Origin of the sequence: Micromonospora sp. NPDC050397, from assembly GCF_044901685.1 — a bacterium.
GTDB lineage: Bacteria > Actinomycetota > Actinomycetes > Mycobacteriales > Micromonosporaceae > Micromonospora_G.
On record NZ_JBJDPS010000003.1, the window covers coordinates 258,433 to 271,878 of the forward strand.

At 70.1% G+C, this 13,446-nt stretch carries 11 protein-coding genes; 6 read left to right on the forward strand and 5 right to left on the reverse strand.

All coding sequences use genetic code 11. The annotated features are described in order from the left end of the window. The first annotated feature begins 344 nt into the window (after positions 1-344). The 5 genes from ACI2K4_RS12125 (at position 345) to ACI2K4_RS12145 (ending at position 6,298) form a co-directional block, all read left to right on the forward strand. Complete coding sequence (locus ACI2K4_RS12125) at positions 345-1,985, forward strand: ABC transporter substrate-binding protein (RefSeq protein ID WP_404510535.1); 1,641 nt, start codon at positions 345-347, stop codon at positions 1,983-1,985. A 225-nt stretch (positions 1,986-2,210) separates the two neighbouring features. Continuing rightward, on the forward strand, positions 2,211-3,149 hold the full coding sequence (locus ACI2K4_RS12130; RefSeq protein WP_404510536.1) for an ABC transporter permease: 939 nt from the start codon (positions 2,211-2,213) through the stop codon (positions 3,147-3,149). Positions 3,150-3,281: 132 nt separating this feature from the next. Beyond that, the gene (locus ACI2K4_RS12135) at positions 3,282-4,238 is read left to right on the forward strand and encodes an ABC transporter permease (protein ID WP_404510537.1); all 957 of its coding nucleotides are present in this window, start codon (positions 3,282-3,284) and stop codon (positions 4,236-4,238) included. 7 nt (positions 4,239-4,245) lie between these two features. Then, a complete protein-coding gene (locus ACI2K4_RS12140) occupies positions 4,246-5,283 on the forward strand; it encodes an ABC transporter ATP-binding protein (protein WP_404510538.1) in 1,038 nt (345 codons plus the stop codon). Next, entirely contained in the window at positions 5,270-6,298 is a 1,029-nt protein-coding gene (locus ACI2K4_RS12145; protein WP_404510539.1) for an ABC transporter ATP-binding protein, read from the forward strand. The genes ACI2K4_RS12140 and ACI2K4_RS12145 overlap by 14 nt, the downstream gene beginning before the upstream one ends. A 74-nt stretch (positions 6,299-6,372) precedes the next feature. Here the strand turns inward: ACI2K4_RS12145 and purH are convergent, their stop codons facing one another. From purH to ACI2K4_RS12160, 3 genes are all read right to left on the reverse strand, one after another. Next, positions 6,373-7,944 (reverse strand): bifunctional phosphoribosylaminoimidazolecarboxamide formyltransferase/IMP cyclohydrolase, encoded by a 1,572-nt coding sequence (gene purH, locus ACI2K4_RS12150; RefSeq protein ID WP_404510540.1) that lies wholly within the window; start codon positions 7,942-7,944, stop codon positions 6,373-6,375. Then, positions 7,941-8,561: a phosphoribosylglycinamide formyltransferase gene (purN, locus tag ACI2K4_RS12155; protein WP_404510541.1), complete on the reverse strand. Its 621-nt coding sequence runs from the start codon at positions 8,559-8,561 to the stop codon at positions 7,941-7,943. The genes purH and purN overlap by 4 nt, the downstream gene beginning before the upstream one ends. Positions 8,562-8,741: 180 nt before the next feature. Next, a complete protein-coding gene (locus tag ACI2K4_RS12160; protein ID WP_404510542.1) occupies positions 8,742-10,172 on the reverse strand; it encodes a DUF6350 family protein in 1,431 nt (476 codons plus the stop codon). Positions 10,173-10,362: 190 nt separating this feature from the next. Here ACI2K4_RS12160 and ACI2K4_RS12165 point away from each other — a divergent pair, with 190 nt between their 5' ends. Further along, positions 10,363-10,617, forward strand: coding sequence for a hypothetical protein (locus tag ACI2K4_RS12165; RefSeq protein WP_404510543.1), 255 nt, complete (start codon positions 10,363-10,365; stop codon positions 10,615-10,617). Between the two features lie 139 nt (positions 10,618-10,756). Here the strand turns inward: ACI2K4_RS12165 and sucD are convergent, their stop codons facing one another. Continuing rightward, positions 10,757-11,644, reverse strand: a complete 888-nt coding sequence (sucD, locus tag ACI2K4_RS12170; protein WP_404510544.1) for a succinate--CoA ligase subunit alpha — start codon at positions 11,642-11,644, stop codon at positions 10,757-10,759. A gap of 1 nt (position 11,645) precedes the next feature. Then, a complete protein-coding gene (gene sucC, locus ACI2K4_RS12175) occupies positions 11,646-12,824 on the reverse strand; it encodes an ADP-forming succinate--CoA ligase subunit beta (RefSeq protein WP_404510545.1) in 1,179 nt (392 codons plus the stop codon). Positions 12,825-13,446 lie beyond the last annotated feature (622 nt).

The following is a 13,446-nucleotide window of genomic DNA, read 5'->3' on the forward strand; positions in this document are numbered from 1 at the left end:
TTCGTCACTCGTCGTAGCCACCTGTGGAGTTGTCCACAGTCTGAGCGCGCGACCAGGCACAAGCCGGACAAACCCCAGGTGGCGTGGGCCACGTTATGATCATCGCCGATTGCGGGGTTTCGCCCCGCAAATGCTGAAATAAGGCGAGCGACCGGGCCGACGGCGCAAACCTTCCTTTACCAGAGGTCAGGGCAGGTCGCAAGCCGACTCTCTGTATCCCGTTATTCAGTCGTAATCTGGCGGTTTGGACTAGGGTCCCGCCGCGGCCTACCTTTGCCGAGCGTTGCGCAGAGTGACCCGTACCCGGGACCTGGCTGCCCAGCGTGAGGAGATGAGGAGGCTCAATGCAGGTCCGTAGGCTCGCTGCCTGGGCCGCCGTCCCGCTCGTCGCAACCCTGGGCCTCGCGGCCTGCGGCAGCGGCGACGACGGTGGTTCCGGGGAAAGCAACCCCAACGCTACGGTGTCGATCCAGATCGGCGAACCGCAGCACCTGATCCCGACCAACACCACCGAGACGAGCGGCAACCAGGTCCTCAGCGCCCTGTTCACCCCGCTGGTTGACTACGACGCCCAGAACAAGCCGTACGAGGTCCAGGCGGAGTCGGTGCAGAGCACCGACAACACCACCTGGACGATCAAGCTGAAGGACGGCTACACCTTCCACAACGGCGAGAAGGTCACCTCCGACAGCTACATCAACGCCTGGAACTACGGCGCGTATGCCCCGAACGGCCAGGGCGCGAGCTACTTCTTCGGCAAGATCGCCGGCTACGACGACCTCCAGTCGGAGGACCCGGACGGCGAGGACGGCCCGCAGAAGGCCCCCGAGCCGAAGGCCAAGACGATGAGCGGGCTGAAGAAGGTCGACGACCTGACCTTCACCGTGACCCTGTCGGCGCCGTACAGCGAGTTCAAGACGATGCTCGGGTACAACGCCTTCTACCCGCTGCCGAACGCCGCCTTCTCGTCCCCCGGCGTGATCAAGGACGGCTTCGAGGACGCCATCATCGGCGATGGCCCCTTCAAGATGAAGGGCACCTGGCAGCACGACGCCAAGGTCGAGGTCGAGAAGTACGACGCCTTCCCGGGTGAGAAGCCGAAGGTGGCCGGTGTCGAGTTCCGGATCTACCAGCAGCTCACCGCCGCGTACGCGGACGTGATCTCGGACAACCTGGACGTCGTCCCGACCATCCCGACCGAGAACCTGACCAGCGCGCAGGGCGACCTCGGTGACCGGTTCCAGCAGAGCCCGGCCTCGTCGTTCCAGTTCCTGGCGTTCCCGACGTTCCAGCCGGAGTTCAGCAAGCCCGAGGTGCGCAAGGCGATCTCCGAGGCGATCGACCGCGACGAGATCATCAAGTCGGTCTTCAAGGACTCCCAGCAGTCCGCCCGCTCGTTCGTCTCGCCGGTGGTGGCCGGTTACCGGGACAACACCTGCGGCGCCGCCTGCGAGTTCAACCCGACCAAGGCCAAGTCGGAGTACACCGCCGCCGGTGGCCCGTCGAAGATCGAGATCTCGTACAACGGCGATGGTGGGCACAAGGACTGGGTGGACGCCACCTGCAACCAGCTCAAGACCAACCTGGGCGTGGAGTGCGTCGGCACCGCCGAGCCGAAGTTCGCCGACCTGCTGGACAAGGTCGAGAAGAAGCAGCCGGTCGGCATGTTCCGGCTCGGCTGGATCATGGACTACCCGTCCATGGAGAACTACCTCGGCCCGCTCTACACCACCAACGGCTCGTCGAACTACTACGGGTACAGCAACCCGCAGCTCGACAGCCTGGTGAAGGAAGGCGTCTCCGCCGCCACCCCGGACGAGGCGATCAAGAAGTACCAGCAGGCCGAGGATCTTCTGGCGAACGACATGCCGGTGATCCCGCTCCGCTTCGGTCAGAACAACTTCGGTTACTCGAGCAAGGTCAAGAACGTCGAGATCGACCTGTTCCAGCGGGTCAATCTGACCAAGATCGAGGCCGTCAGCTGAGCTGACCCCCCGAATCTGGTTCGGGCTACCCGGTAACCCCGGACAGCTCGGTCCATGGATGGAGGAAGTCCGGCGTCGCCCAAGAACGCCGACGCCGGACTTCCTCCGCCGGGCACCCCAGGGTGCCCCGTCGAAACACATCCGGGCCTGGGGCCCGGATACTTTCGTACGACCGAAAAGTCCGCTCGTACGACTTTCATCCATATTCGGAGAGAAAGCTAAGGTATGTTCCGCTATATCGTGCGGCGCCTGCTGCAGATGGTCCTGGCCTTTTTCGGGACCACTCTGATCGTCTACGCGCTGATGTTCGCCGGCCAGGGCGACCCCATCCAGGCACTTGCCGGCGAGCGGCCGGTCACTCCCGCGCAGCGGGCATACCTGACCGAGACGTTCCACCTCGACAAGACCGGGGTCGGCGGCTTCTTCTACCGCTACTTCGACTACATCGGCAACCTGCTCCAGGGCGACCTGGGCCTCTCGCTGACCCAGCGCAAGATCAGCGAGATGATGTCCACCGCCTGGCCGGTCACCCTGAAGCTGGCCCTGATCGGCATCGCCGTGGCGATCATCTTCGGCGTCACCTCCGGCGTCATCGCCGGCATCCGGCGCGGCGGCATCTTCGACAACTCGACGCTGCTGCTGACGCTGCTGGTGCTCGGCATCCCGACCATCGTGCTGGCGCCGCTGGCCCAGTACTTCCTCGGCGTCAAGCTGGGCTGGTTCCCGCCGACCGCGGGTGCGCAGCCGAGCTTCTACGCCCTGCTGCTGCCCGGCATCGTGCTCGGCTCACTCTCCCTCGCCACGGCACTGCGGCTGACCCGTACGTCGGTGGCCGAGAACATGCGCTCGGACTACGTACGGACGGCGAAGTCGAAGGGGCTGGCGCACCGGCGCATCGTCGGCGTGCACGTACTGCGGAACTCGCTGATCCCGGTGGTCACCTTCCTCGGCGTCGAGCTGGGCAACCTGATGAGCGGTGCGATCATCACCGAGGGCGTGTTCAACATCCCCGGCGTCGGCTTCAACCTCTTCCGCGGCATCCGCACCGAGGACGGCCCGCTGGTGGTCGGGATCGTCAGCATCCTGGTCGTGGTCTACCTCGTCTGCAACCTCGTGGTGGACGTGCTCTACGCCGTCCTCGACCCGAGGATCCGTTATGTCTGAGTCCAGCCGGCGCGGTCGGCGCGGAGAGTCCAACCGGCGCGATCAGCGCGGTGAGTCCAACCAGCGCGGTCAGCGCGTTCAGATCCGTCAGCGCGGTCAGCGCGGTCAGCACATGTGCAGCGAGGTGCAGGCATGAGTGACTTCCAGTCGGTCGCGGCGACCGAGAACCCGAGCGCCCGACGCGGTCCCGCCGGGGAGCCCGCCGCAACGGGAAAGGTCGAGGCGATGCACAAGCCGCGCAGCCTCGCCGGTGACGCCTGGCGGGACCTGCGGCGCAACCCGATCTTCTGGGTGTCGCTCACGCTGGTCCTCATCGTCACCCTGATGGCCGCCTTCCCCAGCCTGCTCACCGCGAACGACCCGACCGACTGCACGCTCTCCCGCCAGCACCAGGGACCGACCGGCGGCGCGATCTTCGGGTACAACTTCCAGGGCTGCGACATCTACGCCCGGTCGGTCTACGGCGCCCGTGCGTCGCTGCTGGTCGGCGCCCTCTCCGCGCTGCTCACCGGCGTCGTCGCGGTGGTCGTCGGCATGCTCGCCGGCTACTTCGGCGGCTGGGTCGACGCGGTCCTCTCCCGGGTCATCGACATCGTCCTGGGCCTGCCGCTGCTGCTCGCCGCGATCGTGCTGCTCAAGCGGATCGACAGCGACAACCAGTTCGCCCGGATCGCCGCACTGATCTTCGTCCTCGCCATCCTCGGCTGGACCACCGCCGCCCGGGTCATCCGCTCCTCGGTGATCAGCGCCAAGCAGCAGGACTACGTCGCGGCGGCCCGGATGCTCGGCGCCGGGAACGGCCGGATCATGTGGCGACACATCCTGCCGAACTCGCTCGCCCCGGTGGTCGTGGTGCTGACCATCGCGCTCGGTTCGTTCATCGCCGCCGAGGCCACCCTCTCCTTCCTCGGCATCGGTCTGAAGGAGCCGACGATCTCCTGGGGTATGGACATCGACGCCGGCCGGGTGCACATGCGCGAGTCGGCGACGCCACTGATCGTCCCGTCGACGTTCCTCGCCCTGACGGTGCTCGCGTTCATCATGCTCGGCGACGCCATCCGCGACGCCTTCGACCCGAAGCTGCGGTGATCAAATCATGAGCTACCTTTCGGTTCAGCCCAACCCGGCCCCGACCGCCGGCGGCAGCCGCCCGCACCTGCTCGAGGTACGGGACCTGCACGTGGAGTTCCGCACCCGGGACGGCGTGGCGAAGGTGATCAACGGCGTCTCGTACCACCTGGACGCCGGTGAGACCCTGGCGGTGCTCGGCGAGTCCGGTTCCGGCAAGTCGGTCACCGCGCAGGCGATCATGGGCATCCTCGACATGCCGCCGGCGGTGATCCCGTCCGGCCAGATCCTGTACGACGGCAGCGACCTGCTCAAGATGCCCGAGGAGCAGCGCCGTCAGGTGCGGGGCAAGCAGATCGCGATGATCTTCCAGGACGCGCTCTCCGCCCTCAACCCGGTCTTCCCGGTCGGCTGGCAGATCGGCGAGACGCTGCGCCAGCGTGAGGGCATGTCCCGCGCCGACGCCCGCAAGCGGGCGATCGAGCTGATGGAACTGGTCAAGATCCCGGCCGCCAAGCAGCGGGTGAGCGACTACCCGCACCAGTTCTCCGGCGGCATGCGCCAGCGCGTCATGATCGCGATGGCGTTGGCGCTGAACCCCCGGGTGCTGATCGCCGACGAGCCCACCACCGCGCTCGACGTCACCGTGCAGGCCCAGATCATGGACCTGCTCGGCGACCTCCGGCGGGACCTCAACATGGCGATGATCCTGATCACCCACGACCTCGGCGTGGTCGCCGACGTCGCCGACCGGATCGCGGTCATGTACGCCGGCCGGATCGTCGAGCACGCCGACGTTCACTCGCTCTACTCGTCTCCGGCCCACCCGTACACGAAGGGTCTGCTGGAGTCCATCCCCCGGCTCGACCAGCGGGGCAAGGAGCTCTCCACCATCAAGGGCCTGCCACCGAACCTGATGCGCATCCCCTCGGGCTGCCCCTTCCACCCCCGCTGCCCGTACGCCCAGCAGGTCTGTGTCGACGTGGTGCCGGAGAACCGGAACCTCGGCAACGACCGGACCAGCGCATGTCACTTTGCCCAGGAGGTCCTCGATGGCCGGCTCTAGCGCAACCAAGGTGCGTGGCGAAACGATCCTGCAGGTCGACAACGTCGTCAAGCACTTCCCGATCACCCAGGGTGTGGTCTTCAAGAAGCAGATCGGCGCCGTCAAGGCGGTCGACGGCGTGAGCTTCGAACTGAAGCGCGGCGAGACGCTCGGCGTGGTCGGCGAGTCCGGCTGCGGCAAGTCGACGCTGGCCCGGCTGCTCATGCGGTTGGAGACCCCGACCGGCGGCAAGGCGATGCTCGAGGGCAAGGACATCTTCAAGATGTCCGGCGGCGAGCTGCGCCGGCTCCGCCGCAACGTGCAGATGGTGATGCAGGACCCGTACACGTCGCTGAACCCCCGGATGACGGTCGGCGACATCATCGGTGAGCCGTTCGAGATCCACCCGGAGGCAGCGCCGAAGGGCTCCCGCGACCGGCGGGTACGCGAACTGCTCGACATCGTCGGGCTCAACCCGGAGCACATCAACCGGTACCCGCACCAGTTCTCCGGCGGGCAGCGGCAGCGGATCGGCATCGCCCGAGCGCTGGCGCTCAACCCCGAGGTGATCGTCTGCGACGAGCCGGTCTCCGCACTGGACGTGTCGATCCAGGCTCAGGTGATCAACCTGCTGGAGAAGCTCCAGGACGAGCTGGGCCTGTCGTACGTCTTCATCGCGCACGACCTCTCCGTGGTCCGGCACATCGCCGACCGGGTGGCCGTGATGTACCTCGGCAGGATCGTCGAGATCGGCGACAACGAGGAGATCTACGAGCGGCCGACCCACCCGTACACCCAGGCGCTGCTCTCGGCGGTGCCGGTGCCGGACCCGTCGGCCCGCGCGCACCGCGAGGTCATCCGGCTCACCGGTGACGTGCCCTCGCCGGCCGACCCGCCGTCCGGCTGCCGGTTCCGCACCCGGTGCTGGAAGGCGCAGGAGATCTGTGCCACCCAGGACCCGCAGTTGGTGCTCCGGGCGGTCGACCCGCACCCGTCCGCCTGCCACTTCGCCGAACTCAAGCACGTCGTCGCCTGAGGTGTAAGGAAGGGCCCCTTGTTAACGCATAGCGTTAACAAGGGGCCCTTCCTTACACCCGGAGCGGGTGGCGATCAGTGGAAGAAGTGGCGGGTGCCGGTGAGGTACATGGTCAGACCGGCCTGCTGGGCGGCGGCGATGACCTCGTCGTCGCGCACCGAACCGCCGGGCTGGACCACCGCGCGGACCCCGGCGTCGAGCAGCACCTGCAACCCGTCCGCGAACGGGAAGAAGGCGTCGGAGGCGGCGGCCGCGCCACGGGCCCGCTCCGCGCCGGCCCGGGCGACCGCGAGCTGGGCCGCGTCCACCCGGTTGACCTGTCCCATTCCGACGCCGACGGTGGCACCGTCGGCGGCCAGCAGGATCGCGTTGCTCTTGACCGAGCGGATCGCCCGCCAGGCGAAGGTCAGGTCGCGCAACAGGTCCGGCCCGGCCGGGTCACCCGCCACCAGCTTCCAGGCCGCCGCGTCGTCGCCGGGGGCGTCGATCCGGTCCGGTGACTGGACCAGCACACCGCCGGTGACCGCGCGCCACTCGGCCGGCGCCGGCTGCCAGGCCGGCGCCCGGAGCAGCCGGATGTTCTTCTTGCCGGCGAGCACCTCGACCGCGCCGTCGGCGAAGGCCGGGGCGACCACGACCTCGGTGAAAATGTCCGCGATCTGCTTGGCCAGCTCCACCGAGACCGGCTGGTTGACCGCGATCACCCCGCCGAACGCCGACACCGGGTCGCAGGCGTGTGCCTTGCGGTGCGCGTCGGCCACGTCCACGCCGGTGGCGATCCCGCACGGGTTCGCGTGCTTGATGATCGCGACGGTCGCCAGGTCCGGGCCGAAGTCGTTCGCCGCCCGCCAGGCCGCGTCCGCGTCGACGTAGTTGTTGTAGGACATCTCCTTGCCGTGCAACTGCTCCGCCTGGGCTAGCCCGGGGGCCGCCGCCGGGTCGAGGTAGATGGCGGCGCGCTGGTGCGGGTTCTCGCCGTACCGCAGGGTGGCGCTGCGACGCAGGGCGAACCCGGCGAAGTCCGGCCACTCCCGCTCCGAGGTCAGATCCTCGGCGAACCACCGCGCCACCGCGACGTCGTACTCGGCGATGTCGGCGAAGGCCCGCGCCGCGAGGGCGCGCCGCTCGCCGAGGGTGAAGCCGCCGCCGGCCAGGGCGTCCAGGATCGACGGGTACGCGTCGACCGAGGTCACCACCGCCACCGAGGCGTGGTTCTTGGCCGCGGCTCGGACCATCGCCGGACCGCCGATGTCGATCTGCTCCACGCAGGCGTCGAAGTCGGCGCCGGAGGCGACCGTCTCGGTGAACGGGTAGAGGTTCGACACCAACAGGTCGAACGGGGCGATCCCGAGCTCGTCGAGCTGGGCCACGTGCCGGTCCAGCCGCAGGTCGGCGAGGAGCCCGGCGTGCACCTTCGGGTGCAGCGTCTTCACTCGCCCGTCGAGGGTCTCGGGGAAACCGGTCAGCTCTTCCACCTGGGTCACCGGAACGCCGGCCGCGGCGATGGTCGACGCGGTGCTGCCGGTCGACACGATCTCTACCCCGGCGGCGTGCAGCGCCTGGGCCAGCTCGGTCAGCCCGGTCTTGTCGTACACGCTGACCAGTGCGCGCCGCAGCGCGCGCCGGCCGTCCGAAGTGGCGCTCATGGGATGGTGACCTTTCTTCCGGTGATCGTCCAGCCCTCCCGGACCAGCCGGCCGACCTGCTCGACGAGCTGCCGCCGCTCGGCGGCCTTGATCCGTTCGGTGAGGGTCTCCTCGTCGTCGTCGTCGAGCACCGGCACCGCCACCTGGGCGACGATCGGTCCGGTGTCGACGCCGGCGTCGACGAAGAAGAGGGTGGCCCCGGCGATCTTGACGCCGTAGGCGAGCGCGTCGCGCGGGCCGTGGATTCCGGGGAAGGCGGGCAGCAGCGCGTTGTGCGTGTTCAGGTAGCGGTCACCGAAGGCGGCGAGGAAGTGTGGCCCGACGAGCTTGAGGAAGCCGGCCGACACGACCAGGTCGGGCTTGTACTCGGCGACGTGCGCGGCGAGTGCCCGGTCCCACTCCTCCCGGTCCGGGTACGCCTTGAGCGGGTCCACGAAGACCGGCACCCCGGCGGCGGCGGCGCGGTCGAGTCCGGCGATGCCGGTCCGGTCCGCGCCCACGGCGACCACCTCGGCGCCGTACGCCGGATCGGTGGCCGCGTCGAGCAGCGCCTGCAGGTTGCTACCGGACCCGGAGATGAGGACGACGACGCGGGCGGCCGACACGGGCTCAGTCACCTCAGCACCCTATCGGGCAGCTCAGCCCCGCCCTGCGGCGGCTCGGGCCAATCCGCCGACCGGGCGAACCGGGAGCGCACCGAAGCCACCGACCCGTCAGGGGCCGGACGAAGACACGGGCGCGTCAGGGGCCGGACGAGGCCACCGACCCGTCAAGGGCCGGGCCAAGGCACCGACCCGTCAGGGGCGGGCGAAGGCGCGGGTGACCGCGGCACCGACCATCGCACCGACCGCCACCACCACCGTCGCGACCGCCGACACCTGCCAACCGATCGGTCCCACCTCGGCCAGCCGGCCGCCGCCGAGCGATCCGCCGGAGGCCCACGCGGCCAGGCCGAGCACCAGGCCCGCGACCGGTCCACCGAGCAGCGCCGCCCCGAGCAACGGCGGCCACCGCACCGCCGCGCGGCCCCGGACCGCGCCCCGGGGCAGGGCGGCCGGCGGCGCCGGCAACCCGGCCCGCCGCAGCGACCGCCGGGTGAGCAGCCAACCGGCCGCCAGACCCGCCATCACCGGCACCGCCAGCAGCACCACCCGCAGCCCGCCGATCGGCCCGGACGGCAGACCGGCCAGCAACGGGATCGCCGGCAGCGGGCCGACGTCGACCTCGGTGGTGCTCACGGTGGTGCCGGTGCCGATGGCGAAGCCCGGCCCGAGCAGGTAGGAGGCGGCCCAGACGGAGGCGTTGGGCGCGTACCCGGCGCTGACGGCGGTGATCCCGGCCTGGCCGACCACCCCGGTCCGGTAGGCGGCGAGCATGTCGGAGGCGGCGCCGCCACCGGTCGCCACCGCCAGCCCGGCCGCCCCGGCACCGGCCCCGAGCAGCAGCAGCGCGGCCACCAACCCGGTACGCAGGCCGTCGCGGAGAACCGGCGGGGTACGCCGGGCGAGCGCACCGAGCGTGCCGGTGATCGGCAGCGCGCCGGCGAGCGCCGCGAGGGTGCCGAAGACCGTGAGGGTGAGCCCGGCTCGGGCCGGCGACACGTGCTGCCCGCCACCGCTGACGATCACGGCGGCGAGGACACCGAAGAGCCCGTACGCGATGCCGACCGCGCCCGCGACGGCGAGTGCCTGGCGCGGGGTGCCGTGCTGCCGCGCGCCGACCGCCCGACTGGTGTGCAGACCGGCCCGGGCCACCCGCCAGCCGGCGAACACGGCGAGCCCGAGCGGGGCGAGGTGGAAGACGCCCGCCTCGGTGTCGAGCGGAACGCCGTGGCCGACCAGCCAGCCGGCGAGCCCGACCCGGGCCGCCGCCCAGACCGAACCGGAGTCCCCGGTCAGCCGGGTGAGCCCGAGCAGGACGACAACCGGCAGGTACGAGAGGAGCGCTGCCCAGGTGGTCGCCACCAGGGCGGCGAGCGGCAGCGGTGCCCGCCCGGAGCGGCGGGTGGAGGTCTCCGGCCGGGACGGGCGGCCGGAGCCGTCGGTCGGGGCGCGACGGGGCGGGGGAACCGGGTCGACCGGGCCGCCGCGCCGGGCGGCCGGGACCCCGTCGGTACGCCGGACAGCCGGCGCCGTGTCGTCCGGTGCGGACCGGTCGACGCTCGGGGTGGGTTCCGCCGGATCCGGTCGAACCGGACGGCCGGGCTGATCGGGGATGATGGGTGGCATCGTGCCCTACTTTGGCACGCCGGTCGTCGCGCTGGGGGACGACACCACCGTCCGTGGCGCACGACTTCCCCGATTACCGGACAATCGAGGCGGTACGGGGTTACCGTCGGCGCAGTCCGTCAGGATCACCCGGAGCACGGTATCGGGCCGTCGCGGTTCCGTTTCCGCATCATCCGGGCTGGAGGTGAGCATGGCCGACCGGTATCCGTACCGACCCGCGGCGTCGGGCCGGGACCGGACCACCCTCTGGGGCGTACTCGGCATCGTGATCGGCCTGATCTGCTGCGGCGTACTCGGTGTCATCTTCGGTTACCTGTCCATCCGGGACGCGCGGCGCTACGGCAGTTCCCCGGTGCTCGGCTGGATCGCCATCGCGCTGAGCATCCTCAACATCCTGGGCAGCGCGATTCTGCGCGGCACCGGAAACTACCCCGGCTGGGACTGAGCCCGGCCGGGGCCGAGCCGCCGGCCGGGGACACCGGTCGGGGTACGGTCCCGGACGGGGAAGGGGCCGACCGCGTCGCGGCCAGCCCCTTCCGTCGTCAGGCTCGGCGGTACGCGTCGCGCGTACCGGCCCGGTCAGCTCAGCTACCGGACATGATCTCCCGCATGAGCTGGGCGGTCTCGGTCGGCGTCTTGCCCACCTTGACCCCGACCGCCTCCAGCGCCGCCTTCTTCGCGTCGGCGGTGCCGGCCGAACCGGAGATGATCGCGCCGGCGTGTCCCATCGTCTTGCCGGGCGGGGCGGTGAAGCCGGCGATGTAGCCGACCACCGGCTTGGTCACGTTCGCCTTGATGAACTCGGCTGCCCGCTCCTCCGCGTCCCCGCCGATCTCACCGATCATCACGATCGCGTCGGTGTCGGGGTCGGCCTGGAAGGCCGCGAGCGCGTCGATGTGGGTGGTCCCGATGACCGGGTCGCCGCCGATGCCGACGCAGGTGGAGAAGCCGATGTCGCGCAGCTCGTACATCATCTGGTAGGTCAGCGTGCCACTCTTGCTGACCAGACCGATCCGGCCGGAGCCGGTGATGTCGGCCGGGATGATGCCGGCGTTGGAGGCACCCGGGGAGGCGATACCGGGGCAGTTCGGGCCGATGATCCGGGTCTGCTCGCCCTTGCTCACGTTGTACGCCCAGAACGCCGCGGTGTCGTGCACCGGCACGCCCTCGGTGATCACCACGGCCAGTTCGATGCCGGCGTCGATCGCCTCGACCACCGCGCCCTTGGTGAACTGCGGCGGTACGAAGATGACCGTCGCGTTCGCCCCGGTGCCGGCCATCGCGTCCGCGACGCTGGCGAAGACGGGCAGCTCGGTGCCGTCGAAGTCGACCGTCTGACCGGCCTTGCGCGGGTTGACCCCGCCGACCACGTTGGTGCCGGCGGCGAGCATCCGCCGGGTGTGCTTGGAGCCCTCGGAGCCGGTCATCCCCTGGACGATGACCTTCGAGTCCTTGGTCAGCCAGATTGCCATGTCAGACCCCCGCAGCCGCGAGCTCGGCGGCCCGCTCGGCCGCTCCATCCATCGTGTCCACCCGCTGCACCAGCGGGTTCGCCGCGCCGTCGAGGATCGCCCGACCCGCTTCGGCGTTGTTGCCGTCCAGCCGTACCACCAGGGGCTTCTCGACCGCCTCGCCGCGCTCGGCGAGCAGCGCCAGCGCCTGGACGATACCGTTGGCAACCTCGTCACAGGCGGTGATACCGCCGAAGACGTTGACGAAGACGCTCTTCACGGCCGGGTCGGAGAGCACGATCTCCAGGCCGTTCGCCATCACCGCCGCGCTGGCGCCGCCGCCGATGTCGAGGAAGTTCGCCGGCTTGACGCCGCCGTGCCGCTCACCCGCGTACGCGACCACGTCGAGCGTCGACATGACCAGCCCGGCGCCGTTGCCGATGATGCCGACCTCACCGTCGAGCTTGACGTAGTTGAGGTCCTTCTCCTTCGCCCGCTGCTCCAGCGGATCCACCGCGCCCTGGTCGACCAGTGCCTCGTGGTCCGGGTGGCGGAACGCGGCGTTCTCGTCCAGCGTCACCTTCGCGTCGAGCAGGAGCACGTCGCCCTTTGCCGTACGGGCCAACGGGTTGACCTCGACCAGGGTGGCGTCCTCGGCGACAAACGCTCGCCAGAGCGTGACCGCGATGCCGGCGATCTGGTCCGCCACCGCGGCCGGGAACTGCGCCGCCGCGACGATCTCGTTCGCCTTGTCCAGGTCGACGCCGACGTTCGGGTCGATCGTGATCTTGGCGACCCGCTCCGGGGTCTCGGCGGCGACCTGCTCGATGTCCATGCCGCCGGCCACGCTGGCGATGCAGAGGAAGGTGCGGTTCGCCCGGTCGAGCAGGTACGAGAGGTAGTACTCCTCGGCGATCTCGGCGGTCACCGTGATCATGACCTTGTGGACCGTGTGGCCCTTGATGTCCATCCCGAGGATGTCGGTGGACCTGGCCACCGCGTCGTCCGGGTTGTCGGCGAGCTTGACCCCGCCGGCCTTGCCCCGCCCGCCGACCTTCACCTGGGCCTTGACAACCACTCGGCCACCGAGGCGATCGGCGATCGCCCGGGCCTCCTCCGGGGTGGTGGCGACGCCGCCGGCGAGCACGGGCAAACCGTGCCGCTCGAACAGCTCGCGCCCCTGGTATTCGTACAGGTCCACGATTGCGCGTCCCGTCCAGTCTCCGCGGCGCGCCGTCGCGCCGCCGCCAGCGTGAATGAGTTGACGCCTGTTGTCGCGAAAGTAAACAGGCCTCCGGCCGCAGCCTAGCGATCCGGACACCACTGGCAACCGAGCGGGTGCGTGGTGTGCGGTACCGCACAACGCCCGGAGGGCCCGCTCCCCGCTCGGTCCCCGCCCGCTTCCCGCTCAGCTCCCCCACTCGGTTCCCGCCCGCTTCCCGCTCAGCTCCCGCGCTCGGTTCCCGCTCGGCGGGCCCGCACCGGAAAGCTTTCTGGCCGAACTCGCGGCAACCGCGTAACCCCTGCGGAAAGCCGTCGTTGAGTCAGGTGTCGGAGCGCTGAGCCGCGCGATGACGGGAGACGGCCGATGCCCTGTCGGTCGAGGGGTGGCGGCGGGGCATCGCGCATAGAGAGGCCGGACGTGTGAGGGGTGCGTCCGGCCTCTCCCCCCGTCCACGTGTCGACGGGGGACGCGACGGGCGTCGATTACCGGTCAGCCGACGTTTGTGACCGCGCGGCGAGCGGTCATCGACGATCGCCGAGGCTTCCGTGCCCAGCATCACACCGGGACCCGGCCATCATCACCGAGCGCTACCGCAACA

Coding starts and splice junctions, on each gene's coding strand:
- ACI2K4_RS12125 (WP_404510535.1), top strand. CDS start 345: ATGCAGGTCCGTAGGCTCGCTGCCTGGGCCGCCGTCCCGCTCGTCGCA.
- ACI2K4_RS12130 (WP_404510536.1), top strand. CDS start 2,211: ATGTTCCGCTATATCGTGCGGCGCCTGCTGCAGATGGTCCTGGCCTTT.
- ACI2K4_RS12135 (WP_404510537.1), top strand. CDS start 3,282: ATGAGTGACTTCCAGTCGGTCGCGGCGACCGAGAACCCGAGCGCCCGA.
- ACI2K4_RS12140 (WP_404510538.1), top strand. CDS start 4,246: ATGAGCTACCTTTCGGTTCAGCCCAACCCGGCCCCGACCGCCGGCGGC.
- ACI2K4_RS12145 (WP_404510539.1), top strand. CDS start 5,270: ATGGCCGGCTCTAGCGCAACCAAGGTGCGTGGCGAAACGATCCTGCAG.
- purH (WP_404510540.1), bottom strand. CDS start 7,944: ATGAGCGCCACTTCGGACGGCCGGCGCGCGCTGCGGCGCGCACTGGTC.
- ACI2K4_RS12160 (WP_404510542.1), bottom strand. CDS start 10,172: ATGCCACCCATCATCCCCGATCAGCCCGGCCGTCCGGTTCGACCGGAT.
- ACI2K4_RS12165 (WP_404510543.1), top strand. CDS start 10,363: ATGGCCGACCGGTATCCGTACCGACCCGCGGCGTCGGGCCGGGACCGG.
- sucD (WP_404510544.1), bottom strand. CDS start 11,644: ATGGCAATCTGGCTGACCAAGGACTCGAAGGTCATCGTCCAGGGGATG.